Annotated in this window: 24 protein-coding genes and 1 tRNA gene; 8 read left to right on the top strand and 17 right to left on the bottom strand. The window is 59.3% G+C overall.

Features of this window, described 5'->3' with window-relative positions:
• The first annotated feature begins 4 nt into the window (after positions 1-4).
• Complete coding sequence (locus tag AA0535_RS01435; protein ID WP_264814119.1) at positions 5-586, top strand: cysteine dioxygenase family protein; 582 nt, start codon at positions 5-7, stop codon at positions 584-586.
• Positions 583-2172, top strand: coding sequence for a rhodanese-like domain-containing protein (locus AA0535_RS01440; RefSeq protein ID WP_264814120.1), 1590 nt, complete (start codon positions 583-585; stop codon positions 2170-2172). The genes AA0535_RS01435 and AA0535_RS01440 overlap by 4 nt, the downstream gene beginning before the upstream one ends.
• Positions 2173-2255: 83 nt before the next feature.
• Here AA0535_RS01440 and AA0535_RS01445 read toward each other — a convergent pair whose 3' ends face one another.
• Together AA0535_RS01445 and AA0535_RS01450 are read right to left on the bottom strand one after the other, a co-directional pair.
• The gene (locus AA0535_RS01445) at positions 2256-3218 is read right to left on the bottom strand and encodes an ABC transporter substrate-binding protein (RefSeq protein WP_264814122.1); all 963 of its coding nucleotides are present in this window, start codon (positions 3216-3218) and stop codon (positions 2256-2258) included.
• Positions 3215-4354, bottom strand: coding sequence for an acyl-CoA dehydrogenase family protein (locus tag AA0535_RS01450; protein WP_264814123.1), 1140 nt, complete (start codon positions 4352-4354; stop codon positions 3215-3217). Before AA0535_RS01450 ends, AA0535_RS01445 begins: the two co-directional genes overlap by 4 nt.
• A 187-nt stretch (positions 4355-4541) precedes the next feature.
• Here AA0535_RS01450 and AA0535_RS01455 point away from each other — a divergent pair, with 187 nt between their 5' ends.
• Positions 4542-6968, top strand: a complete 2427-nt coding sequence (locus tag AA0535_RS01455) for a TonB-dependent receptor (protein ID WP_264814125.1) — start codon at positions 4542-4544, stop codon at positions 6966-6968.
• A gap of 126 nt (positions 6969-7094) precedes the next feature.
• Positions 7095-8183 (top strand): LLM class flavin-dependent oxidoreductase, encoded by a 1089-nt coding sequence (locus AA0535_RS01460; protein WP_264814127.1) that lies wholly within the window; start codon positions 7095-7097, stop codon positions 8181-8183.
• 149 nt (positions 8184-8332) lie between these two features.
• Here AA0535_RS01460 and AA0535_RS01465 read toward each other — a convergent pair whose 3' ends face one another.
• From AA0535_RS01465 to AA0535_RS01485, 5 genes are all read right to left on the bottom strand, one after another.
• Positions 8333-10564, bottom strand: a complete 2232-nt coding sequence (locus AA0535_RS01465; protein ID WP_264814128.1) for a TonB-dependent siderophore receptor — start codon at positions 10562-10564, stop codon at positions 8333-8335.
• Positions 10557-11681 carry an LLM class flavin-dependent oxidoreductase gene (locus AA0535_RS01470; protein ID WP_264814129.1) on the bottom strand — a complete coding sequence of 375 codons (1125 nt, stop codon included), beginning with the start codon at positions 11679-11681 and terminating at the stop codon, positions 10557-10559. The genes AA0535_RS01465 and AA0535_RS01470 overlap by 8 nt, the downstream gene beginning before the upstream one ends.
• Before the next feature lie 93 nt (positions 11682-11774).
• Positions 11775-12110, bottom strand: a complete 336-nt coding sequence (locus AA0535_RS01475) for a 4Fe-4S dicluster domain-containing protein (protein WP_264814130.1) — start codon at positions 12108-12110, stop codon at positions 11775-11777.
• Complete coding sequence (locus AA0535_RS01480; protein ID WP_264814131.1) at positions 12107-13678, bottom strand: FAD-dependent oxidoreductase; 1572 nt, start codon at positions 13676-13678, stop codon at positions 12107-12109. Before AA0535_RS01480 ends, AA0535_RS01475 begins: the two co-directional genes overlap by 4 nt.
• The gene (locus AA0535_RS01485) at positions 13675-14517 is read right to left on the bottom strand and encodes an aliphatic sulfonate ABC transporter substrate-binding protein (protein WP_264814132.1); all 843 of its coding nucleotides are present in this window, start codon (positions 14515-14517) and stop codon (positions 13675-13677) included. Before AA0535_RS01485 ends, AA0535_RS01480 begins: the two co-directional genes overlap by 4 nt.
• Positions 14518-14808: 291 nt before the next feature.
• Between AA0535_RS01485 and AA0535_RS01490 the strand changes: the two genes are divergently transcribed.
• Together AA0535_RS01490 and AA0535_RS01495 are read left to right on the top strand one after the other, a co-directional pair.
• Positions 14809-15636, top strand: a complete 828-nt coding sequence (locus AA0535_RS01490; RefSeq protein WP_264814321.1) for an ABC transporter permease — start codon at positions 14809-14811, stop codon at positions 15634-15636.
• Positions 15636-16370 (top strand): ABC transporter ATP-binding protein, encoded by a 735-nt coding sequence (locus AA0535_RS01495; protein WP_264814133.1) that lies wholly within the window; start codon positions 15636-15638, stop codon positions 16368-16370. The genes AA0535_RS01490 and AA0535_RS01495 overlap by 1 nt, the downstream gene beginning before the upstream one ends.
• A 13-nt stretch (positions 16371-16383) precedes the next feature.
• Here the strand turns inward: AA0535_RS01495 and AA0535_RS01500 are convergent, their stop codons facing one another.
• The 10 genes from AA0535_RS01500 to hisB form a co-directional block, all read right to left on the bottom strand.
• A complete protein-coding gene (locus AA0535_RS01500) occupies positions 16384-17307 on the bottom strand; it encodes an aliphatic sulfonate ABC transporter substrate-binding protein (RefSeq protein ID WP_264814134.1) in 924 nt (307 codons plus the stop codon).
• 228 nt (positions 17308-17535) lie between these two features.
• A complete protein-coding gene (locus tag AA0535_RS01505) occupies positions 17536-18657 on the bottom strand; it encodes a tyrosine-type recombinase/integrase (protein WP_264814135.1) in 1122 nt (373 codons plus the stop codon).
• Positions 18658-18786: 129 nt separating this feature from the next.
• Positions 18787-18862: transfer RNA gene (locus AA0535_RS01510), tRNA-Glu, on the bottom strand.
• A gap of 44 nt (positions 18863-18906) precedes the next feature.
• The gene (locus tag AA0535_RS01515) at positions 18907-19296 is read right to left on the bottom strand and encodes an HIT domain-containing protein (RefSeq protein ID WP_264814136.1); all 390 of its coding nucleotides are present in this window, start codon (positions 19294-19296) and stop codon (positions 18907-18909) included.
• 4 nt (positions 19297-19300) lie between these two features.
• A complete protein-coding gene (locus AA0535_RS01520) occupies positions 19301-19780 on the bottom strand; it encodes a phosphoribosyl-ATP diphosphatase (protein ID WP_264814137.1) in 480 nt (159 codons plus the stop codon).
• A gap of 54 nt (positions 19781-19834) precedes the next feature.
• Positions 19835-20596 carry an imidazole glycerol phosphate synthase subunit HisF gene (gene hisF / locus AA0535_RS01525; protein ID WP_264814138.1) on the bottom strand — a complete coding sequence of 254 codons (762 nt, stop codon included), beginning with the start codon at positions 20594-20596 and terminating at the stop codon, positions 19835-19837.
• Positions 20596-21891: a 1-(5-phosphoribosyl)-5-[(5-phosphoribosylamino)methylideneamino]imidazole-4-carboxamide isomerase gene (gene hisA, locus AA0535_RS01530; protein ID WP_264814322.1), complete on the bottom strand. Its 1296-nt coding sequence runs from the start codon at positions 21889-21891 to the stop codon at positions 20596-20598. The genes hisF and hisA overlap by 1 nt, the downstream gene beginning before the upstream one ends.
• Before the next feature lie 41 nt (positions 21892-21932).
• Positions 21933-22574, bottom strand: a complete 642-nt coding sequence (gene hisH / locus AA0535_RS01535) for an imidazole glycerol phosphate synthase subunit HisH (protein ID WP_264814139.1) — start codon at positions 22572-22574, stop codon at positions 21933-21935.
• The gene (locus tag AA0535_RS01540; protein ID WP_264814140.1) at positions 22571-22768 is read right to left on the bottom strand and encodes a hypothetical protein; all 198 of its coding nucleotides are present in this window, start codon (positions 22766-22768) and stop codon (positions 22571-22573) included. The genes hisH and AA0535_RS01540 overlap by 4 nt, the downstream gene beginning before the upstream one ends.
• A 146-nt stretch (positions 22769-22914) precedes the next feature.
• Positions 22915-23511: an imidazoleglycerol-phosphate dehydratase HisB gene (gene hisB, locus AA0535_RS01545; protein WP_264814141.1), complete on the bottom strand. Its 597-nt coding sequence runs from the start codon at positions 23509-23511 to the stop codon at positions 22915-22917.
• 78 nt (positions 23512-23589) lie between these two features.
• On the opposite strand from hisB, the gene AA0535_RS01550 reads away from it, so the two are divergent.
• Together AA0535_RS01550 and ubiM are read left to right on the top strand one after the other, a co-directional pair.
• Complete coding sequence (locus tag AA0535_RS01550) at positions 23590-24198, top strand: nitroreductase family protein (protein ID WP_264814142.1); 609 nt, start codon at positions 23590-23592, stop codon at positions 24196-24198.
• On the top strand, positions 24195-25403 hold the full coding sequence (gene ubiM / locus AA0535_RS01555; protein WP_264814143.1) for a 5-demethoxyubiquinol-8 5-hydroxylase UbiM: 1209 nt from the start codon (positions 24195-24197) through the stop codon (positions 25401-25403). Before AA0535_RS01550 ends, ubiM begins: the two co-directional genes overlap by 4 nt.
• The last annotated feature ends 67 nt before the right edge of the window (positions 25404-25470 follow it).

Consider the following 25470-nt stretch of genomic DNA (forward strand, 5'->3'; position numbering starts at 1 on the left):
TTCAATGACGAGCATCACCCCTTTACGTGAATTTGTGGAAGCGTTCACGGCCCTCATCGATCGCGATGAGGGTCAGGAGCGTATTCTGGACCAGGGTGCCGTGCTCCTGCGCGCTCTGATTGCGCATGATCGCTGGTTACCGGAGCTGTTCGCTCGTCCTGACCCCGAACGCTATAGCCAGTATCTGCTACACGCCGATCCTTACGGGCGTTTCTCGGTGGTGAGTTTCGTCTGGGGGCCGGGGCAGACGACGCCGCTGCACGACCATCGCGTCTGGGGGCTGATCGGCATTCTGCGTGGGCGCGAGCGAGAGGAAAGCTACTCCCGTACTGAAGCGGGTTTCGAGCGTGAAGGGGAAGAGATCCTCGAGCCCGGCCATGTCGGACTCCTGCGTCCTGGTGAGCGCGATTATCATCTAGTCTCGAATGCGCTTGCCGATGAGACCTCGCTCTCCATCCATGTCTACGGGGCCAATATCGGCGCTGTCGCGCGCGCTACCTATGACATCGAAACCGGGCAGGAGAGAATCTTCATCTCCGGCTACTCGTCCGATGTTGTGCCCAATCTGTGGGATCTTACGAAATGACCAGAACCATATCGTCCGAGCTTGTGCGGGCATCCTTGCGCGAGGGGCGCGAAATCGCGCTGATCGATCTGCGTGAAGAGGGGCCATTTTCACGCGCTCATCCGCTTTTTGCGGTCAGCATACCACTCAGCAGGCTCGATCTTGATATCAAACGCCTCGTACCGAGGGGCGATGCGCCGATCGTGATCTATGATGACGGAGAAGGCTACGTCGCCCGAGCTCTGCCGCTTCTTGCGGCGCTGGGCTATGGCAATGTCGCGTCGCTTGAAGGCGGCCTCGCCGGCTGGCGTGAGAGTGGCGGCGAGATCTTCATTGACGTGAATGTGCCGTCCAAGGCTTTTGGCGAGCTTGTCGAGCATGAACGCCAGACGCCCTCACTTCCTGCAGAAGAGCTGGAGAAACGTATCGCAAAGGGCGAGAATATTGTAATTCTCGATGCGCGGCGTTTCAGCGAATATGAAGTTATGTCCATTCCCGGCGGACGCAGCGTTCCGGGCGGAGATCTCGCGTACAGGGCACGCGATAATGCGCCGTCTCCTGACACCACCATCGTGGTCAATTGTGCCGGGCGCACACGGTCGATCATAGGCGCGCAATCGCTCGTCAATGCGGCCCTGCCGAACCCGGTCTATGCCTTGCGTAATGGAACGATCGGCTGGACCCTCGCAGGTTTCGACGTCGCGCGCGGCCAGCGTGCAGCAGGCGCCCCGGCAAGCGCAGGTCATGTGGTTCTCGCCCGGAGGCGGGCGGAGGAGCTGGCCGATGCGACCGGTGTCAGAACGCTCACGCCAGCAGGATTTCTGGCCTTGCAGGCGGACAGAACGCGTACGCTTTATCGTCTGGATGTTCGTTTGCCGGAGGAATATGCGGCGGGGCACCTTCAGGGCTTTGCCTCCGCGCCGGGTGGTCAGCTCATACAGGCGACGGATGAGTGGGTTGCCGTGCGTCACGGGACTATCGTGCTGAGTGACGATGACGGCGTAAGGGCCCGCATGGCCGGACACTGGCTGCGTCAACTCGGATGGAACGAGGTCTATGTGCTGGCCGAGCGGGGAGATCTCGAGCAGGAGACCAGGGCCGGTGCCCAGGATGTCTGCCCAGACGCTTTGTCTCCCAGTATCCGCGCCTTGTCGCCGCGATCCTATGCCAATGAGGCTGAAAAGCCTCTTCTCGTCGATCTGGCGACGACCCCGGTCTATCGGAAAGGGCATATCCCGGGCGCGGTGTTCGCGACACGGGCGGAGCTTGGGACGCAGCTCAAGGCACGGGAAATCAGGAAAATTGTCCTGACCTCTCCTGATGGTCGTCTGGCCGCGCTCGCCGCACCGGAACTCGCGGCGCTCGGCATCGATGTGCGTGTGTTGCAGGGCGGTACGGAAGCCTGGCGTGCCGAGGGCTTTACCCTTGAGGCGGGACTTGATGAGGCACGCGCCCTGACTTCAACCGACGATGTTTATAAACGCCCCTACGAGGGAACAGATAACGGCGCTGCAGCGATGCAGGCCTATCTAGACTGGGAGTTCGGTCTTATCGCGCAGCTTGAGCGCGATGGGACGCATAATTTTCGCGTGCTGGGTCCGATCTGACCCGGTCGCGATAGACCGAGACAGACTGACGCCAGCCCGATACAGTCGGACTGGCGTTTTTGTGTTGTCAGCCTGAGGGCGGGTCACCCGTTCAGGAGGGCGCTCAAGGCCGGCGTGAATACCGAGGCAAGGTTCGGGTTGGGGGGCAGGGCGCCAGCGCCACCGAGGGTTCGGGCGACCTCCGACGCTGTGGCGATATCAGATCGCTTCCATGGTCGCGTGTGATAGGCGCGGTTCATGTGATTGAGGTAGGAGAGGACAAGCGGTTCGGGCACATGCACGTCTGGTGCGACGGCGCGTGCCCAGCGGGGTTTGTCGGCGTTGAGCTGCGAATACGCCTTGCCAAGCCGATTGATGTAATCGGCCGAGGCAGTCTTGAATCCTGTATCGTCAAGATGCTGCGGATTGATGCCGACGAAGTAATGACCAGACAGGATATCTTCGGCGCTTTCGAGGATACGGGCACTGTTATCTGCCTCGAGAATTTCGATGGCATAGCCGTAGGTCGCCCAGGCGTCGAGACTGCCGGATTTCAACGCCGTCAGACCCTCACTCATGCCAAGCGTGACGGGGGTGATATCGGCCAGCGTCATATTATGCTGTGCGAGCATCTTGAGCAGAAAATACTGCGTGGTGGTTGAGCGGATATAGCCTACGCGCTTGCCCCGCAGATCGCTGAAGTTCTTGAGCGGTGATCGGGTCGGGACCAGAACTGCCTGATTGGTGGTTGGCCCTTCAAGTGTTGCAGCCACTGCGACACGCGCGCCGCTCGACGCCGCAAACACCATCGGGATCTCACTCCAAGCACCGAGATCGATCGCATCGGCATCGATGGCGCGGGCGATCAGATTGCCGGAGTTGAACTCGCTGAAAACGACCTTGTATGGGAAGTCATCAAGCCCCGTGGTCCGCAGCAGGGTTTGATCGGCACCACGAAACGTCGCTACGCGCAGCGTGACCTGGGACAGATCATCGGCAAAGCTGTGCGGTGGAAGAAGTGTCGCGGCGGGGATACTGGCCAGCAGGGCTCTCCTGGAGAGTTTCATACGGGTCTGTCCTGTTTCAGGGCCGCGCGACCGGCGGCGGAAAGAGCGATATCGGCCTGTGGTGTATGGATACGGGCACACAAAACATTGCGGTAATGGCGCTCGAGCGGGTTATCCCTCGTGAGGGCGGGATTGCCGATTGCAGCGACGCAGCGCTCCACCGCCCTGATCGCATTTTCGGTCACGATATGCTTGGTGAGATTGGCCTCTGTGGCAGTCGCCTCGCGCCGCTCCTGACGGGTGATCTGATGGGCAATGAGGGCCTCGTTACTGAGCAGGAGGGCCTCGATTTCGCCCGCGATTTCATGAAAGCGCGGCAGTGTGGCGAGGCTCTGACCAAGATTGGCTGGTATGCGATTGTCCAGAAAACCGTGGAACCACTCGACTGCGGCTCTCGCCACCCCATCATAAAGGGCGGCAATCACCACGCCGTGCCATGCGGCCAGATCGTCCCCATGGCCTTTCCAGGCATCAGGCGCGCGCAGATCAAGCAGGTGATCATCAGGCACCGATACAGTCGCGAAGGAGATCGTATGGCTGCCGGTGGCGCGCATGCCGAGATGGTTCCAGCTCGGCTCAATCGAGACGCCATCCTGGTCGAGGGGAACCAGCACATGGCCGACCCGGGGATGGGCCTCGTCGGTGGCAGCCCAGACGATCCCCCAACGCAGCGCGGTTGATCCGGTCGAATAGATCTTGCTGCCCGTAAGCACCCAAGACCCATTCTGGCGTCGCAGAACCGTGGCCGGAAGGCCGCCTCGTGCCGGAGTTCCGAGCGCTGGCTCGACACGCAATGCGTTGATAAGCGCTCCCGTTCTGACTGCTTCTTCAGAGATCAGCCGATGGGTGTTCTCAGGCCATTGCGCCGATGCGGCACTGGCATGTTGCAGATATTGCATCGAGAGAATCAGCGCCGTTGACGGGTCTCCTTTCGCGATGGCCGAGATAACACGCGTCACATCACGCAACCCTGCGCCTTTTCCGCCAAATTCGGGCCGAACCGTCAGGGCCAGGAGCCCTGCCTCGCGAAGATCGGCCAGATTGGTAGTGCAGATTTCTCCCGACTGATCATGCGCGGCTGCGCGACGGGCAAAAGCCGATGCGAGTGTCTCGAGCAGGGGGGCGGAAACCGTCATCTGTATTACTTCCTCTGGGCCGTATTTCTGGACCGGGCCTCTGTATCGGGTCTTTTTTATGCACCGCTCCCCGGGAAACAAAATGAGGAACGGTCATGGATCATATTTCACTATTGAATGTTGTTGTTTGTTGAAATATACAATCGTTGCACAATAAATACGAGGCCTATCATTTCGGAGAGCCTCGATGACCCCGTTTGCAAGACACGTCGCCCCTGCTTATGCGCGGAAAGGACAGACAACCCTGTTTCGTCTGCTGCTCTGCACGAGCACTTCTGCGGCGCTTGTCTGCAGCTTTGTGGCCACGGCTCACGGAGCGACGCGAACCCAATCAGGCCCTCAGGCTGACTTGCCGTCACTCGGCGACAAGCACCCGACGCGCAGGAAGGCGGGTGCCGCATTCAGGAAACCCGCAGCGGTAAAACCGGAGCAACCGGGAAATCACCATCCTGCAGTGAGTGAGACGCTGGTTGTAAGCGCGTCGTCGCGTGCCGATCATCTGGTCGATCAGGCGCAGAAGACGGCGCAATCCATTTCCGTACTGACAGGTGACAGGCTTCGTGCACTGGGTGTGACCGATATCCGCCAGATCAGCAATCTGACCCCCAACCTCTACCAGCCACGTGCCTCAGTCGGTTATTCGGCGACGAATTACTTCATTCGCGGCATCGGAGAGCTCGACCCTCAGGGTGAACCATCGGTCGGAACATATATCGACGGCGTGTATCTGCCACGCACACTCGGCACGATGCAGGAATTGCTCGATATCGAGGCTATTGCCATCAGCCGTGGTCCGGTTGGTTTCATCGAAGGCCATCAGGCCGAAGGAGGCGCCGTTCGCATCACGACGGAAGTGCCGACCAACCGCACCCATGTTTCGGCGCTTGCGGGCTATGGTTCTTATAATGAATATCGCCTGAGCGTGGCTGCCAGCGGCGCTCTGCTCAAGGACAAGATTTATGCCAGTATCGCGCTGAACCATCATGGTCGTGGCAGTATCGACCATAATTATACGCTCAACCGTGGTGAGAATAATATCGATTACAGCCAGGGACGCGGAAAGTTACGATTTACGCCCAACGAACGGCTCGATATCACCCTGGCTTTCGATGGCACGATCGATAACAGCACCAATCGCGGTTACGGCAATCTGCTGAACCCCTATCGCTACGGTCTGTATTCGCGCATCTATCCGAAAAACAATTACAATGAGGCCGGATTTACCGGGAACATCAATTACATCCTCGACTCTCACCTGACGCTGCATGGCACCACCGGCATACGTGGCTATGACATGAAGGGCGATTACGACAATTACGGTGACGCCTATATCCGTGCTTCGCAGCTTCTCTCCTATCGTGACCGCGCCTACTCGCAGGATGTGCATCTCAATGGCGAGTATGGCCGCTTCTCCTTCACCACAGGCGCATTTTTCTTTTACGAAGACTGGTTTACGCAGCGCCGGGCCAATAACGCCGCAGGGACACAGACCAATAATCCGGCGCTGATACGATATCAGCCGGTTTATGCCGTGATCGGTCAGCTTACCCGCAACTGGGCAGTTTACGGTGAGGCGCATTATCGCATCACTCCGACGCTGACGGCCACGGCCGGGCTGCGCTTCAACTGGGAGGATCACTCGAACTCCGAGCAGCTTTCCTATCTCGTCGCATCGTCTCCCTATACCCAAGGCGTCGCCAATAATCTGCAGACACTCTATTCCGCGACACCGGGCCAGCAGGCCTGGAGCGCCGGTGTGACCCGCAGCTGGACGCAGCTTCTGCCGAAGGGGGCGCTGACCTGGCAGGCGACATCGCGGCTCATGCCCTACGTCTCTATTTCCCAGGGGAGCAAATCCGGCGGCTTCGACTATCGCGCGCAGACGCCCACCGCACTCGGCAGATTGCAGGCCCTGTTGCCCTATAAACCGGAAATCCTGACCACCTATGAAATCGGTGCGAAGACGAGACCGATATCCGGTATCCTGACCGCGAATGCCGATATCTTCTACAACGATTTCCAGAACATTCAGGTGACCACACTGGACCCTGCCTCAGGCCTGACGAGACGCTACAATGCGGGCAAGGGTCACTCTGTCGGCGCCGAGTTCGAGACTTCGGCGCAGGTCACGAAAGGCTGGGAGATCAACGGCACGGCGTCCTGGCTGTTTGCACAGCTCGACAGCTTCGCCGGTACTTTCAGCCAGACGCGACTGGCTAACGGGCAGACGCTCAACGGCACGCCGCGTGCGGGTGGCCCGTTGCCCTATTCGCCCCGTTTTCAGATGCATGCAGGCACGAGTTACCGCTTCACGGTGCCTCGTCTGCCCGGTGCCTGGCGGGTCGGGGCAGATATTGCCTATCAATCGAGCCTTTTCACCGATGCGTTGACCAACGCCCAGACACGCCTGCCAGCTCAGACCTATGTCAACGCAATTGCCGCCTGGACGAGCGCCAACCATCGATGGACAGTGACAGTCAACGGCCGCAATCTTCTGGACCATCGCTACCCTCAAACCCTCAGTTTTGTGCAGGGGGGAGGCGTGCCTGTCTATTATGCGGCGGCATTCAACGATCCGCGCACGATATACGGTTCCGTCGAATTCCGTCTTTGATGAGGAAGCACGGGTCAGAACGCGTACCCATTGGAAAAACTGAAGTCTCTCAACACCCGAACTCGTTTGTCCTCATGTCGAATTGGCGCTCGGATGACGTCGCATGCTTTTGCGGGGTCAGGATCCATGTCTGTCAAATTCATTGGGTATATCGGGTTCAACAACAGTTCGGAGGTTGATCAGGGCACACGTAACCGTGCCCTCGACCTCGATTACGTGCGTAATGCCCTGCGTGTGCAGGAAGAGGGGGGCTTCGATCGGGTTCTCATCCCGTTCGGGTCCAACACGCCGGAGAGCCAGATCGTGGCGGCCTATGGCGCCGCCCTCACCACGAGGCTTGGTTTTCTCGTGGCTCATCGCCCCGGCTTCACGCAGCCTACACTGGCGGCGCGGCAGCTCGCGACACTCGATCAACTCTCCAGCGGTCGTGTGGCCGTTCATATCATCACCGGTGGCGCAGATGAGGAAATGGCGCGCGACGGCGATGTCGGCACGACCAAGGCCGAACGCTATGCCCGCAGTGATGAATATCTCGATGTACTCCGTCACGAATGGCAGGCTGACGCGCCCTTCGATCATGACGGTCGTTTTTACCGGATACGCAAGGCGCAGAGCGCCATAAAGCCAGAGCATTTACCCGTATTTTTCGGTGGAACGTCCCCAGAAGCCATCGAAGTGGCGGGGCGCCATGCCGATGTCTACGCAACCTGGGGGGAAACATTGTCTGCCACCCGGGAGACGATTACCCGAGTCCGGGCGTCGGCTGCCCGGCATGGACGCTCGCCGGGGTTTTCGCTGTCGCTCAGACCGGTCATTGCCGCCACAGAGGAGGAAGCCTGGCGCAAGGCCGCGTCTATTGTTGAGCGCGTGCGCGAAGCCCGCATTCGCCAGGGCTTGCCGATCCGCGATCATGCGCCGCCCAATGATGGCTCACGCCGTCTGCTGGAAACGGCTTCTGCTCTGCGTCAGGATGAAAGGCTCTGGACCGGCGTTGCCCAATTGACGGGGGCGGCTGGCAATTCAACCGGGCTGGTCGGCACGCCTGAGCAAGTAGCGGAATCCATGCTCGAATATTATCGTCTGGGCGTCGATCATTTCCTCATCCGCGGCTTTGACCCCCTTGGCGATGCCGAGCTTTATGGGCGTGACCTTCTGCCGATCGTGCGGGAAAAGATCGCGGCCTATGACGCGCTGCAGTCGGTGCAGGCCAGCTAGTTAAGGCCCTGTCGGTATAGCCCGTCACGGGTGCAAACTTCTGTCCCTTCCTTGCTGTCATGCGATCGCAGGGAAGGGAACAGAACAAGGGCGCTTTCTATGGTTTCACAGCCGACGGCAGTGATGCGCCGTGAACCGTGCGGACGCCCTCAAAAATCGAGACGAGCGCTCAGCGTCGCAGTACGGGGCGCTCCCGGGAAGAGGCCGCGATTGCCACGGCTTACCCAGTATTGCACGTTGCCTATGTTCTGCGTGCCCGCTCTCAGCGTCAGCTTGTGCCGCCCAAGATGGGTCCAGTAACTCGCACCGACATTGCCCACGATATAGGAGGGCAGCCGGAACGTGTTGGCAGCATCGAGCCAGCTTGACGATACGTAATTGAACCCGGCGCTGAAGACGAAGTTTTTGTTGAAAGGGAGAGCATAATCCGCGCTGAAGGCTGCCTGAAACGGCGCGACGGCCTCAAGTCTGCGCCCTTTGTACCCCGCAGCCGCTTTGACGTAGCGTGCGTCAAGATAAGTCAGGCTGCCGCCGATCGTCAGGTCGCGAGTGACCTGCCATCCCGCTGACGCTTCGACACCCTGATAGCGCGACAGACCATCCTGGACATAATAGTTCTGCGCATTGGTGTACGCAGCGCCCGTATCGAGCCTGTAAACCGCCAGGGTGCCGCTCCAGTGTTTCCTTTGCAGTTTCAGCCCCAGTTCATATTCCTGGCTGCGGATCGGTCCGAATACCTGCATGTAATTGACATTGGTCGTGCCAGCCTGACCACCACTTTGCATCGACTCGACATAGCTGAAATAGAGATTTACCCCGGCATCGGGCTTGTACGAGAGAGAGACGATTGGTGTCACCGGGTTATTCCGGTGTACCGCGCTGACACTGCCTGAAGGCAGGAAATCATTCTCGTGATAGTCGGTATAGCGCCCGCCAGCCATCAGCGACCAACGATGCCAACTAATCGTGTCAGTCCAGTAAGGCGCAAGCTGCATGTAATCGACATAGCGATAGAGCTTCGGATCATAGGCGGTGGCATTGGTCAGTCCCGGCCGGTCGACGTGGATATTGCCATATTCCTTGAGCGTTCCCGTGCCAGAGGCGGCATCGGCGTCAAAGAGCTGTCGCAACCACGTGAGACCGAAGCTGACCTCATGACGCAAGGGACCGGTCATGAAATGCCCGTTCAATCCGGCATTGACCTGATGGTACGTAAGAACCCGTGTCTGCTGAAAACTCTGGTTGTAGTAATCGCCAGTGGGGCTGGTAAACGTTACCTGATTTGACGGAAAACGCTCATCGAGATGGGTGTACCCGTAGACAACTGAAGCCGTCCAGTCCTGCACGATATCCCAGTCAAATCCGGTACTGAACCTTTTGAGGTCGTTCGTTTTCCACGAATTGGCAGCACCAAAGGGGGCGCGACCGCTGATTGTCTCAAGCGACGTCAACGTGTTGGAGACTGCAACGCCGTTCACCATGCCCTTTTGCAAGGTGTTCATGTAGAAGCTCTCGAAATGCCAGTGCAGGCTATCAGAAAGCTTGATGCGTGTCGTGAATGACAAAGAGAGATTGCGCACAAAGCTCTGATTGTACTGGTCGCCCACTTCGCTGCCGAAGGAGAAACGTGTCTCTACGCGATGGGCATGGTCCAACGATCCGCCAATATCGAGCATCTGCCTGAATACGGCATCAGACCTGTATCCTGCCTCCGCGGCGATCTGACGATTTTCGACCGGGGCTTTGAGTTGGTAATCGAGCACGCCGCCCGGCGAGCCGAACCCATACATGAAGGCTGAGGCACCTTTGACCAGTTGTAGCCGGTCAATATTGGCGAGCGGTATATCAATATACCAGTAAGGAATTGCCAATCCATCAATCTTGTAGCCATTGGTCCAGTCGAGATTCAGTCCGCGAACGCGAAAACTCGACCCGGAAGCTGTAGACCCTCCGTTGGAATTCTCCTGTATTCCCGGCTCGTAACGGAACACATCATTGATATCCGCAGCTTGCAGTTTCTGTATCTGCGCAGCGGAAACCGAGGCGATGGAAAAGGGCGTATCGAGTTCTGAGCGGGTCCCCAGAATGCCGAGTGATACTTTTCCTGCCAGTCTAGGTGCGCGTGCGTTTGCGTGTACTGTCACGGTCTCCGGTGTTTGGGGCGAAAGGCCGAGAGGCTTTCCTTGCGCCTGAGGACCGGCCCGCACGGGGCGGTTCGTTGCGTGTTGGGGGGTGTTATGCGTCCCGGTCTTATCCTTACTCTTCAAGGGGGTCGTGGTCGCATGGGCAAGGGCTGTGGTGCAGAGCGCGAGGCCCATGGCAGACACCGCCATGCGTGTATGGAGCAAGGATGCTGCCGCGTAGACAGAGCGTTTAGCCATGGGAAAGCGATGCCTCTTCTCTCGAGACGCGTTCCCTGACGAGTGGTATCAATTCCCTGCCGTAGGTCTCTGCATCCGCCAGCGGATCGAAACCCCGTATCAGGAAAGTCCCGATGCCAATGCGATGATAGGCCAGCATCGCCTCTGCAACCTGTTCGGCGGTGCCGACGAGGGACGTCGAGTTCCATCGCCCGCCCGTGACCCTCGCCACCCCCGTCCAAAGACGGGCATCATGGCGATCACCACCCGAGAACAAGGCCTGAAGGCGGCGGGATCCGGCATTACTGGGCAGGTTATTGCCGGAAATCGCGGCTCCGGCAGTGTCGAGCCCGCTTTGCGTGCTCTCAAGCGTGGCTTTCTGCCGTGCAATGATCTGCGCTTCTATATCGTGCGCGCGTTCCCAGGCCTGCCGTTCCGTCTCGCCAATGATCGGTCTGAACGAGATTGAAAACCGGGGCCTGCGCCCATGCCTCGCTGCGCTTGCGGATACACGATCAACCAACTCCCTGGTTCCGGCCAGAGACTCTCCCCAGAGCGCATAGGCGTCGGCATGCCGTCCTGCTACCGCAATGGCCTCGTCAGACGCTCCGCCGAAATAGATCGGGATCGTTCTGGCTTTATAGGGGCGTACTTCCGAAGAGGCGTCCTCGATATCGTAATAGCGACCTTTGACCGTGAATGGCGCGGTCGAGGCCCATTCACGTGAAAGAACGGTCAGATATTCATTCGTACGGGCGTAACGCTCGGCCTTCGACAGATGGTCACCATCTGCCTTGAGCTCCCGATCGTTTCCACCCGTTATGATATGCACAGCGACACGGCCACGACTCAGATGATCGATTGTCGCAAGCTGTCTGGCGGCAAGGGTAGGGGCCGTGAAGCCTGGACGGTGGGCGATAAGCAGACCCAGTTTCGTGGTAACTGAAGCCGCATGTTGCGCGATTAACAGACTGTCTGGTGCGCTGGAATGAAAGGCAACGAGCGCCCGATCGAACCCCGCGCGCTCATGGAGCCGAGCCGTGGTCTCGATATAGGCCGGATCGACATCGGGACCTTTAGGAGAAATGATTTCACTCTGCTCTCGAGCAGAGACGTAGCCGATAAATTCGACAGACATAGGCGTTCCGTTATCTATTTTCCGATAACGAACTATCCCTCATCGGCGAGGTAATCAGGAACGATTACTACTCAATCATTACATGATCATCGTTCAAGTGCGCGAGCGGGCCAGCGCGAACACGTCTCCCATTCGCCAGTGTTCGTTGCGATACTGCGCGTCCTCAGCCCAGCTGCCCCAACCGGAGTCACGTCGATAATCGCCCGTTGCGACTTCGCCAGCGGTAAGGCCATGTGTGGCAGTGGCGTCGGGATGAACGAAAAGTGCATCCGTCTCACAGTAAAGCTCGCAGAGGAAGCAGGTCTGGCAGTTCTGTTGACGTGCGAGTACCGGCACACCGCCGGGACCGCTATCAAAAACATCGCTTGGGCAGATCGTCACGCACTCGCCGCAGGCTGTGCATTGCGCATCGAGAATGAGCTCGATCATGCAGGAACTACCTCCCTTCGGGACTGCACGTGCTCCAGCCCACTACTGATGACATGATAGGCGGGAACATCCGACGCTTTTGCGATCGCATCTTCACGGCGATGCATGCCGAGCGTCTCGGTACGCTCCAGAGCACTTGCTGTGCACCATCGCGCCACTGCGAGAAGGGCTTGCGTCTCGCGTCGCTGTTGCCGCTGCCGCCAGGAGCCTTCAGGCGCCGAATGAGTCAGACTGTCATGGCAATTCTCGAGTTCATTTCTCGCGGCTCTCAAACTCCCGGCGTTGCGGGAAAGTTGGCTTGGGGCATCGAGCATCACTGCCTGAATCTGCTTGCGTATGGTTTTCTCCTGTGAGTCAGACCTGTCTCGCCGATCGGAGCAAGCCTCATGATTGCTAAACGGTTCCAGCTCTCCGGTGCTGCTGTGTCCTTCAGCCAGAGCAGCCTCTGCAGCAAGGCAACCCGAACTGAGCGCCCATGCGGCATTGACGGCCCCACCGCCACTGATCGGACCGGTCACGCTTTCTCGCGAGGCAACATCACCTGTTGCATAGAGCCCCGGTACCCCGGTCTCCCAGTTTTCGCCTCTCAGTCTGACACCGCCTACGCCCCTGATTGTCCCCTCGCCAACGAGATCGATCCCAAAACGCTCCCGGAAGGGGTCTATCCCCTGACGACGAAAGGGAAGCATGACATTAGGTGAGATAAGTGGCAGTTGAGCGCGGACCCTTTCTGGAACTGCCGAGAGGTCGCAAAGAACCCTGCCTCGAGAAAGGGCACGTGCCAGGCCAAGAAAGCTTTGCCCTTCGGCATCGGGTGCAATTTCCTGCCCTGCTTCGTCGAGATAGCGCGCAAAGCTGTAGATCATGGCGCGCGACATGGTGGTGTTGCGGGGCACGACGCTAAAGATGGATGAGAATTCCATTCCCGAAAATTGCGCACCTGCTCCCGCGGCCATCAGATGCCCATCACCCGTATTATTCGCCGCCCCGAGCAAGCGAGACTGAAAGGCGCAGCCTCCTGTTGCAAGAATGACAGAGCCAGCCCTTGCGCGGTAAGGCCCGTGCGCCCCCTGGACATGCGCGCCGTGAGCCCCTGCAACGCGCCCGGCCTTGTCACGCAACAGACCGAAAACCGGGGAGTGATCGAGGATCTGAACACCGACAGCGAGGCAATATGCACGAAGCGCCCTGAGATATTCCGGCCCTCTCAGGGCGTTGAGTCGAATCCGACCGTCATCATCGGGTTGGTACTGATAGTGGCGTCCGATATCCGGCAGGGTCTGCCATGTGCGAGCCATGATGCGGTGCATCCATCTCGCTTCGCCGAGCCCTTGCGCTTTATCGAGGCGGGCTTTTGCTGCGTCTTCTCGAGCGCCGGGGAGAGGGGGAACCCACCAATGACCGGGGCCCGCCGGTGCGGCGACGCCAGAAGTGCCGCAATACCCCTTTTCAAGCAGCAGCACACGAGCGCCGGCGCGCGCTGCTGTCAATGCGGCCCAGCAACCCGATAATCCGCCGCCAATGACGAGGATATCCGACCGATAGTGGTGGAACCCCCTCTCGTTCACGGGACGAAGCTACGGTCAAAAGCGTCATCAAGCTTCCGAGGCGGGTTAACGAGTCGCGCCTTACGGTAAGTAGCGATCACACGGGCTTCCTCCTTGACTGTCTCATCTGTGATTGGACCGGGAGCGGTGATCTGTTCCTGCGCCACCTTATTGGCGACCTCAGGGGGCAGGCCAGTTTGGCGTGAAAGCAGCGCGGCGAATTCCTGCGGATGAGCGCGCCCCCAGCCATAGGCCTGCGTGATGCGCCTGAGGAAAACTGCTATCTGCGGGTGTTTGTCGGTGATGGCTCGCGTGCTCGCGACCATGAAGCCGTTATTGGGCATGACATTCTGACCGTCTGCCACAACGCGCGCGCCGGTCTGGGCGGCGGCGAGCGTCACATAGGGCTCCCAGGTTGCCCAGGCGTCGACCGCACCGGAATCGAGCGCCGATTTGGCCTGTGACGGTGGCAGAAAGACATAATCGGGGCGATTTCCTGCCGCGCTGTCGAAAAGACTGAGCGCCAGCAGGTGACCGATCGAACCACGCCCTGTCGCAATTTTCCGCCCCGTCAGATCGCTGAGGCTGTGCACCGGACTATGGGCTGGCACGATGATGGCGGTCATATGACCACCGCCGCGTGGTGGCAGGAGCAGGACTGCGCGGGCCGGAATGCCGGCAGCCCAGGCAAAGAGATAGGGCCCGTCGCCTGCAATGCCCAGATCGACAGCCCCGGCACCTAGCGCCTGAAGGAGCGGGGCTGCAGCGTCGAACTCGACCCAGCGGATATCGAACCCGAGGTCCTTGTCAGCATGGGCTGCCTGAAGCAGAGCGCGCTGCATGCCCCGCTGATCGGCCACTATCAGGGTCTCGGCTTGCGCCGCGCATGATGTCGCCCCGACGATCAGGGCAGCGAACGCAGCTAAGCGATGCACGAGGCGAGGGTAGGATCGCGCCGGAAAATGGCGAAGGGAAGGTCTTGCGACCCTGTGCACGAAGATCATGGGCCAGTCGTAGCGAGACCCCGGCGGGCTGAGGAAGCCAAAATACGCTCAAGAGTGACATATGGAAAATTCAACTGACGCGTGTGATAAAAAAGCGTATCATCTCCCTAAATCACATATAAGGAATGTGAAATGGTCGAGCTGGTCATGAACCTGTTTCCCGCGCGCACGGCTTCGCATCAGCTAAGCCTGAGTATTGGCGGGTTGCTTCGGTTCTGCCGGCGCTATCTGTCCGTGGCGCTGGTCCTCGTGCTCTGGCAGGCAGGAGCGCAGGCGGGGCTTATACCGTCGCGGCTGCTCGCCTCTCCGGTCCAGATTGTGCATACGGCGTGGTCGCTCACTCTGGATCATACCCTTCCGCAGAATCTGCTCGTCTCTCTTGGGCGGGCAGGGGCTGGACTTGTTCTCGGCATTGCCGTTGGCGTTGCGCTCGCTCTTGTTGCCGGCTTGTCCCGGGTTGGAGAAGACATTGTCGACGCGCCCATGCAGATGGCGCGTACCTTGCCTGCTCTGGCGCTAGTGCCGCTGTTCATTCTGTGGTTCGGCATCGGCGAGCTTCCGAAGATCCTGCTCGTGGCCCTGGGCGTGAAATTTCCCGTCTATCTCAATTTGTACAAAGGCATACGCAGCATCGACCCGAAGTTGATAGAACTTGCCAAGACTCTCGGCTTGTCGCGGTGGAAGATCATTCGCGATATCATCATACCCGGAGCGCTTCCCGATCTGCTGGTGGGTATTCGCTTTGCCGTGGGGATCTCGTGGTTGATGCTTGTTGTCGCTGAACAGGTAAACGCCGATAGTGGCATCGGCCACATGATGATGGACGCCGAAGATTTTTTGCGCACTGACATCATCCTTGTCGGGCTGGCCGTCTACGCTGTGCTCGGCCTGCTCTCCGATCAAATCGTGCGCCTGGCCGAAGGACGCCTCCTTACATGGCGTGGGCGGACGGCAGTGCAGGGAGGCACACGCTGATGAGCGCGAACCCCCTGACAAAGGCCGAATTCGAGCTTGCCGGGAATGCGGTAAGCATACGCCATTTCACGCGACGCTTTGGCGAGACAACCGTCCTGCGCAATCTCAATCTCGATATTGCACCGGGCGAGTTTGTCGCGCTTCTTGGGCATAGCGGCTCAGGCAAGTCCACCCTGCTACGTGCCCTGGCTGGGCTTGATACGGTGGAGGAGGGGCAGATCGACCGGCCTTCAGCCGTCTCGGTCGTTTTTCAGGAGCACCGGCTCCTGCCTTGGAAAAACGTGACCGATAACGTCACGCTGGGTCTCGATGGCAAGGAATGGAACGCTCAAGCCGAGGCGATACTGCATGAAGTCGGGTTGGGACATCGTCTCGAGGCATGGCCGCTCACCCTGTCTGGCGGCGAAGCCCAGCGTGCTGCACTGGCCCGCGCCCTCATTCGTGAGCCAAAGCTGTTGATGCTCGATGAGCCCTTTGCCGCACTCGATGCGCTCACACGACTGCGCATGCAGAAGCTGGTTCTTGACCTGTGGAAACGTCATGACTGCGCCGTCCTTCTGGTCACGCATGATGTCGATGAAGCGCTTGCTCTGGCGGACCGAGCCCTTGTTCTTGAGCGTGGCGAAATCCGCACGGAAGTGGAGATTCCTCTCACCCGCCCGAGGCGTCATGCCGATCCGGTGTTCGAGGCCTTGCGCGAGCGTCTGCTACACGCTTTGGGGGTCACATCCTGACCCCGCAATAGGCTCAGCGATAAGGGGTGATCGCAGGCAGATACGGAATAAGCCCAGAGTCTTTGAGGCCTTTGGCGACATTCGTCTGATCGTCAATCATCGCCTGATCCATGCTGTGAAAACCGAAAGATCGGGTGGAAAGCGCGTGGCTTATGGCATCCAGGGCTAGCCCGGTTTCCTTTGAAAACAGGGCCGCAACCTGCACCTTGTTCTCCATTGCCCACGCATCCGTCTGCGCGATGGCTCTTGAGACCACAGCCACGATATCATGGGGCTGCTGCGCCAGGGCTTTGCTGATCAGGAAAAACTCGCGGTTTTCGACTATGCCCTCAGCGGTGGTCAGAATTCGAGTCTGGTCGTTGAGCGCGCTGGAGAAATACGGGTCCCATATTGCCCAGGCGTCGATATGACCATTTTCGAAAGCTGCCCGGGCAGCGGGCGGCGTGAGATAGCTGACATGCACATCATGAAAGCCCAGCCCGGCGTGCCTGAGGGCCTCAAGCAGAAACCAGTGAACATTTGATCCGCGATTGAGCGCGATACGCATGCCCCGCAGATCGGCCATTTGCCGTATAGCGCTGTCTTTGCGCACCAGAATAGCCTCGGCTTCCGGAGCTGGGGGCTCGTAGCCAAGGTAGACCAGCCCACCGGGCTGCGCTGCCTCAGCAAAGACGGGCGGGGCATCCCCCGTCTGACCCAGATCTATCGCGCCCGCTGCCAGAGCCTGCAGCAATTGGGGGCCAGCCACGAATTCCGCCCAACTGACAGTTATGCCGTGAGGAGCCAGCGCTTTCTCCATCAGACCGAGATGCTTCGTAATAATCAGGGTGCTATAGCGTTGATAACCGATCCGCAGCACCGTCGCTGCCCGCCCTGGCTCAGGGAAAAAGGCTGTCGCGCAGGTCAGTTTCATTGCGTCGCGTCGAGTCAGTCTCATTAGATCACTCTTACTATCGCCCGAGTAGACGTCGGTTGAGATTAAGCGAGATTACAGGTGGCCCCCTCCGTTCGTCCACCCAGTGCCGAAGCTATCGGGCGGCTCGGAGCACCTTGGTAAGAGCGGTGAGCCTCCGAGGCACGCTTTCCGGCCCGTCCTCCGCCGTTCTCCGCCCATCACACCTACTTCCGATAATAATAATTATCGGAAGTAGCGGAAAAGAGATGTCTATTCTATAGGCGTTGGCTCATTAGCCTCAATCTTGTCCGCGAGTTCCTGCATGATGGGCTGGTAGTATCGATCGAGCGATTTCAGATCGCGATGTCCGGTGACCCGCATCAAATCAAGCGGGTTCGCAAGATAGCGCGCGAGACGCGACGTCGCCTCATGGCGCAGATCGTGGAAGGTAAGGTTGATTAGGCCTGCACGCTTGGTCATCCGGCCAAAGCGGACGGAGAACGCCTTCTCATTGTCGATATCGAAGATCTTCTCGTGCGGCTCGGGCCTGTGCGGCATCTGCTTGAGTTTCTCGACGAGGAGGCGCCGTGCACCGGGTGTCAGGGGGCGCTTCTCAGGACCGAGCTCCTCCCGGTGGCGCTCGCTCTTCACTCTGATAAGCGACAGCGTGCGATTGCGGAAATCGATGTCTCTCCAGCAGAGAGAAACGGACTCCGATAAACGGCATGCTTGTTCAATCGACCATTTGACAAGCCATACATCGTCCGCATGCTCAGAGGCCGAAACAACCTCTATGAGGCGGTCATATTCATTCTGGTGAGTGTTGTCATTGTCGAGCATGGCCAATCGCCTGCTACGCTTCCTGTCAGCGCCTTGCGGCCGTTTCACAAATCTGCCTGACGCGTGATTAACCGTATGGATATCCCACTCACTGATCGCATATTGGACGATGCTGGCGAGGAGATTGAGCCGTTTGACAACGGTCGCTGGCGCATAACCGTCGGAAAGCATGCGATCACGAAAAGCCCGAACGTCAGCGGGCTGCCATCTACTCACCATGGCATTGACGACAGGGTCATCAAGCAGGGCAGGGATGTGGCCAGTGCGGTCCGCCTGGCGATGAGCCATGCCTTCGTCGCGGTAGCGTTCCACCAGTCGTCTGAGAGGCGTCCTGTCGAGGGACGATGTGTCCTTGAACTGACGCAGATCGACTTCAGCGCGTTTTTCAGTGAGCCAGCGACGAGCCAGCGCTGAGGATGCGAAGGTCTTTCTCAGGCGTTTGCCATCGACCATCTTGCGGGCCTGATACTGACCCGCGCCCCGGTACCATACGCCCTTGGGAAGCGGTTTACCTGTAGCCGGATCGGTGCCTGATCTTTCTGATTCGCTCATGCGAAGCCCCTGATACCAAAGAGCCATATCTTCCTGATTGGCTCAGGAATGGCTCAAAATCAACACTCTGGTAAATCAGGATTGCGCTCTTTCCCCATTGGAACCCGCAGAAAACTGCGAAAAATCAAATGGCGTCCCATAGGGGATTCGAACCCCTGTTGCCGCCGTGAGAGGGCGGTGTCCTAGGCCTCTAGACGAATGGGACGAGGCGAGGTGCCTTCTATGACATTGCGGGGGTGCCCGCAAGGGTCAATCAGCAGATTTCTTGATTAATTTTGCACTGAGTTTTTCGCCTGCAAGAAGATGCACATGATAATGCGGGACTTCCTGCCCGGCGTCCGGCCCGGCATTGCTGATCAGACGGTAACCGGCCTCCTGTAAACCGAGCTGTGTTGCAACGTTCGAGATGGCGCGGGCATAGCCAGCTATCTCGAGGTCACTCGCCGATGCACCAAAGTCAGACGCAGAGACATAAGCCCCCTTCGGAATGATCAACACATGAATCGCAGCCTGCGGTGTGATATCAGGAAAAGCGAGGGCAAAATCATCCTCGTAGAGAATCTCGACAGGAATCTCCCGACGCAGGATTTTGGCGAAGACATTATTCGCGTCATAGGGGCGGGTCAGGTCCACAGCCATGGGATCAAGCTCCTGTATTGTTGGGACGGGACGCTTTTTCTTCAACGCCACTCATTGCTTCACGGCGCCGCAATTCCGCCCACACTTCCTGAGGAGTTACCCCGGCATCCACCCACATGACGATCAGGTGATAAAGCACATCTGCGCTTTCGCTCACCAGTTCGGCTGGTTTGCCAGCCACCGCCTCGATCAGACACTCGACTGCCTCTTCGCCAAACTTCTGGGCGATCTTCTTTCGACCACGAGACAGCAGGCGCGCGGAGTGACTGAGAGCCGGGTCGGTCCCTCGTCGGGACTGCACGGTATCGAACAATCTATCGAGCACCTGCGCATCCAGAGCAACGACCGGTTCAACCTCTGGCTTGGCGACCGTCTTCTTGCCTGAGGATTTTTTGGCGCCAGTCCCCTTCACGGCGGTATTCTTGGCCGCTTTTTTCCCGGTGCTATCGGTCTTGCGTGCAGTGCGTTTGGTGGCAAGCGCCATGGTCATGTTCCGTCTGTCGTCGAGTTCGGTGGATAAAAATCCGCTAAGATGGGTCTAGTTGCCCGGCCGTACAGGCAGTCCTGCCTGCTCAAGCGCCGATTTCACACTTGCGATGCCGAATGTCCCGAAATGGAAGACGCTCGCTGCGAGCAAACCAGTTGCTCCCGCCTTTGCGCCTTCGACAAAATGCTGCAGTTCGCCAACGCCGCCGGAGGCAACCACCGGGATCGTGATCTTGCTACATACGGTGCGCAAGAGATCGAGATCAAAGCCTTCCCCGGTACCGTCACGGTCCATGCTTGTGAGCAGGATCTCTCCAGCGCCGCGCTCCTGTGCCTCACGTGCCCAGGCAATCGCATCTATCCCCGTGGGCTGTCTTCCGCCTTTTGTATAGACTTCCCAACCACCCCTGCCATCGGAGCGTGCATCAATCGCCACCACGACGCACTGACTGCCGAACCTGTTGGCCGATTCATTGATCAGCGTTGGATTGGTCACGGCAGCAGAATTCACAGCGCATTTATCAGCTCCCGCCAGAAGCAGCTTTCGCATATCCTCCGGAGCTCTCACGCCACCACCGACGGTGAGGGGAAGAAAAACGCGCTCCGCCGTTCGGCGCACCACATCATAGATCGTGTCTCGGTTCTCGACACTGGCCGTGATATCGAGGAAAGTCAGTTCATCTGCACCGGCGGCATCATAGACGACAGCCTGCTCAACTGGATCACCTGCGTCGCGCAGAGAAACGAAATTAACTCCCTTCACCACGCGCCCGTCCTTGACGTCGAGGCAGGGAATCACTCTGAGTTTAAGCATCAAACCCCCTCGACAATTGCGAGTGCCTCGGAGAGGGAAATACGACCGTCATAGAGCGCGCGCCCCACAATCACACCCTCCAGACCGGGGACTTCCTGCGCGATATCGCGAAAGTCACGCAGGTGCTGCGCCGAACCAACGCCGCCGCTTGCGATCACGGGTATGGACAACACGCGCGCCAGATCTGCCGTCTGCTCGAGATCGAGCCCCTCGAGCATCCCGTCACGGGTGATTTCCGTGAAAATCACAGCCGCTACACCAGCGTCCTGCATTCTCAACGCCAGATCGCGCGCGTTCAGATCGGACACCTCTGCCCAGCCTTCCGTAGCAACCCGCCCCTGACGGGCGTCGATACCGGCTACGATACGACCGGGAAACGCCTTGCAGGCCTCCCGGACGAGTTCAGGATCCTTGACGGCAACAGACCCCAGTATCACACGGCTCAGTCCAGCTTCGAGCCATCTGGCAATGCCCGCCATGTCGCGGATACCACCGCCAAGCTGAACAGGCAGATCCGTTGCGCCGATAATGGCCTCAACCGCCGCCCCATTGGCCGAGCGGCCCGCAAAAGCCCCGTTGAGATCGACAACGTGCAGATGAGAACACCCGGCCTGAGCAAAAGCCTGGGCCTGCGCAGCGGGATTGTCCGAATAGACCGTGGCATCATCCATCTCACCCCGGCGGAGGCGCACACAGGCCCCGTCCTTCAGATCGATCGCCGGATAAAGCGTGAGGGGGCGGCTCTTTTTGACTGCCTTATCGGCCACGTTCTGATCCTTCCCGGATTTGGATTTGTCTTGGTTACGCGCGCGCGCAGGCTCACGGTCGAGCTGACGCGTCATGAAGATACCGCGGACCAGGCCTTCGTAATTGCGTGCATAATAGGGATGGGTTCCCCAGGTCTCGAAGCCGAGAGATCTGAACATTGAAAGCGCGGAACTCTGTGTCTCCGGCACCTCGCAATTGAGAACACGGCATCCTAGCGCGCGCGCCGCGGCGATCACTGCATCTGCCAATACGAATCCCAACCCACGTCCGCGCATGTACGGTGCAACGAAATAGCCCCGTATCTGGGCTGTCTGCGCCTGCGCCTCGTTGTTACGGGAGGGGCGTACAAGCTGCGCACAGCCCTGTATCAGCCCGGTCTCGTCACGCACGACGAAAAATCGTGTCTCGGGGACAAGGAGGAGTCCGTTGAAGTGCCTCTCAAGCACGGCACGACCGGGCGGAGTAAGCCATCCAAGCCCGCCGCCATCGATAATGGCCGCCGTCGTGATCTCACACAACGCGGCCATATCGCTTTCATCGATCCGTGTCAGGCGTTCGGCAAGCCGGGTCACGGTGTCCAGCTCAGAAAATTGGCCATGATCGTCAGCCCGGTCTTCTGGCTTTTCTCAACATGGAACTGCGTCCCGCATCGGTTGCCGCGCGCCACGATGGCGGGCACCGCCCCCCCATAGGCGGCGCTTGCCACCACATCGAGTGGATCCCAGTCGGTCAGGGCGTAAGAATGGACGAAATAGCCGTGGTCGCCAATTGTGAGCCCCTCGGTCAGTCGATGCGCGCCCGGCTCGAATTCGAGCACATTCCACCCCATATGCGGCAAGCGCAGACCGGCCTCCAGGGCAGAGTCCATCTTCGCAATGCTCCCCTTGATCCAGCCTAGGCCAGGCGTCCGGCCGTGCTCCAGCCCCCACTCAGCCATGAGCTGCATCCCGACGCAGATCCCCAGAAAGGGTGTGCCACGCTCGGTCGCCTCGATCAGGGCCTCGCGCAGTCCACCCTTCAGGCCCGCGGCACAATGGGCAAATGCCCCCTGGCCGGGGAGGATGATATGGTCCGCCGCCATGACGGTCTCAGGATCGCCGGAGATGATGATCTCGGCGTCCATACCGCGCTGCTCGGCAACATGCCGCGCCGTCTGAGCCGCCGATGCGAGATTTCCACCATCGTAATCGATAACGACAACGCGCCTCATGAGAGCACCTGACCCCGATCGGCCAATCGGAGTCGCGCATCGCCAGCGGATCGCCCCATCCATAGGCCCTCGCACACGCGCCCACGCAACCGCTGCTCAAGATCGATCACTTCGGCTCCAAATACAGCGAGCGCGAGATTAACCGAAACTGCTGCATACATACCGTAAGCCCCGGTAAACCTGGTGAGCAGCATATTCACGCATCCTGTCAGGGCGAAACCCATCCAGCATCGGCTCACGAGAAGTCCGAGTGGCCCCAGGACGAGTAAACGCCAGTGCATCCCCTGTTTGACCATACGGGCGCCGGCAGAACGCGGATCACGATAAGCGAGATAGCAGTTCACAAGACCCCCTTCGTGGAAGGTACAGTGTCAGCTGCGCGTGGGTCGAGAGCAACGGCCATGCGCAACGCACGAGCAAAGGACTTGAAACCGCTCTCGGCGATATGGTGGGCATTCCGCCCCGCCTTGCAGGTCACATGCAGCGCGATGGAGGCAGCCATGGCAAAAGCGCGATAGAATTCCTCGAAGAGATCCGTATCCATCTCACCGATACGCTCGCGAATGAACGACACATTCCATGCCAGATAGGGACGGCCCGATATATCGACCACGACCTCCGTCAGCGCCTCATCGAGCGGGACAAGAGCGTGGCCAAAGCGCGTGATGCCCTTCTTGTCGCCCAGAGCCTGAGCAAAGGCCTTGCCCAGAGCAATACCGATATCCTCGACGGTGTGATGTCCATCCACATGCAGGTCGCCATGGCACCGTACCTCGAGGTCGAAGCCGCCATGCTTGGCCAGAGCCGTGAGCATGTGATCGAAGAACCCAATGCCACTGTCGAGTTCGGCGCGGCCGCTGCCATCAAGATCGATGAAAACGGAGATATCGGTCTCACCGGTCTTGCGGTGAAGGCGGGACTGTCTGGCGTCTGTCATGAGCGCGAGCATAAACTATTCGGCGCGATTACGCGATGGCCTCTTGGCGAGAGATCGGAAGCTTGCCATCTATCGGCCATGAGCAGCTCTCCCGCATCGTCCCCCGCCCTTGATGTCCTGCTGTCCCGGGCATCGACCGATCATCTGAGCGCGCCGGCGCCCGACAAGGAGCAGATCGGCCGCATCCTCTCGGCTGGGTTGCGCGCCCCCGATCACGGAAAGATCAGGCCCTGGCGCTACATCGTCATCAAGGGCAAGCATCGTACGGAGTTTGCCGAGGAAGTGGTACGCGCCATGGTTTCGGCCGACCCGGAAGTGCCCGAAAAGAAGATCGCGAAGCGTCGTCAGCGCTTTTCGGAAATGCCCATGACCATCGCTCTCGTGATGGCGATCGAACCTAAGAGCAAGATCCCGGTGCAGGAACAGGAACTCTCCGTCGGTGCCGGCGCGATGAATGTCCTCAATGCCCTGCATGCAGAAGGGTTTGGTGGCTTCTGGGTGTCGAGCGATTTCGCGGACGAGCCCTGTTTCAGGGAAGCGCTCGGCCTTGGCGATGCGCAGCGCCTTGCTGGTTTCCTCTTTGTCGGCACACCCGATAAGCCGGTGCAGGGGGCAAAACGCCCCGACGTCAGCGATTATATGGCGTTCTGGAAAAGCGAGCCTGTCAGCTTCGGTGCCGACAAGTGAGTTCGCAACCCGATATCGTCGTCGCGGGAGCGGGTCCCGCAGGATTGGCCTGCGCCCTGTCACTTGCCGAAAAGGGCTGGAGGGTTACGGTCACGGACCCGGCGCCCGAGCATGTCCTTGCTGCGCCTGCGTTCGACGGTCGAGAGATCGCTCTCACCCATCATTCGCGTGACTGGCTCGAGGCGCACGGCATCTGGTCGCGTATTGCGGCCACATCGGTATCTCCCCTCAAGACCGCGCGCATCGAGACGGGTCAGGACGCGGCGGAGAGCGGCGCGGGCGCGCTCCTGTTCCGCGCCCCGGAAGGGTCGAGCGATGCGCTTGGCTATCTCGTGCCTAACCATCTGATTCGCACCGCCCTGTACGAGGCTGCAAGGCAGGAGCCGCGCATCACGTTCCTGTCCGGCAGGAAGGTTGTCACCAGTTCCGGCAACAGGGATGTAGCACGGACGCTGCTGGATGACGGGACACTCCTCGAGAGCGCGTTGCTCGTGGCCGCTGACGGGCGTTTTTCCCGTATCAGGCAATCGCGCGGGATCGGCGCGATCATCCATGATTTCGGCAAGCAGATCATGGTGTGCCGCATGCGCCATCCGGAGCCCCATCATGGGGTCGCGCTCCAATGGTTCGATGAGGGGCAGACAATCGCGCTTCTGCCGGTTGCCGATGACGACAAGCCAGGCCATCTGTCATCCCTGGTTCTTACGCTCGATCCAGGCGACATCGCTACTCTCAAGGCTTTGCCGCCCGATGTGTTCAGCGAGGATATCACCCGACGCACCCAATCGCGGCTCGGAGTCATGGTACTCGAAAGCGATCGTGTCACCTATCCGCTGAAAACAGTGTTTGCTCATCGCTTTCAGACGACACGCCTCGCCCTTATCGGCGATGCAGCGGTCGGCATGCATCCCATCACCGCGCATGGGTTCAATCTGGGTCTCAAGGGGCAGGCCATACTCTGTGAGGAAATCGCCCAAGGGGATGCCGATCCGGGGAGTGCCATAGCGCTGCGTTCCTTCGAGCGGAGGCATCGCCGTGCTACCGCGCCGCTTTTCGCCGCCACTAACGGCATCGCCACGGTCTATACTCATGACGCTCGCCCGACACTTGCCCTGCGCAAGGCGGGGTTGGCCGTGGCCAATCGTCTCAGCCCGCTCAAATCCATTGTGACCGGGTTTCTGATGGACCGCGGTCATACGGCCTGACGCAATCATTGCGCGCAGAAGAGAAAGGGGCAGGAGAGTGATCTCCCACCCCTTTTTGTTTGATCAG

It is taken from the genome of Asaia krungthepensis NRIC 0535 (genome assembly GCF_025995175.1).
GTDB classification, from domain to species: domain Bacteria; phylum Pseudomonadota; class Alphaproteobacteria; order Acetobacterales; family Acetobacteraceae; genus Asaia; species Asaia krungthepensis.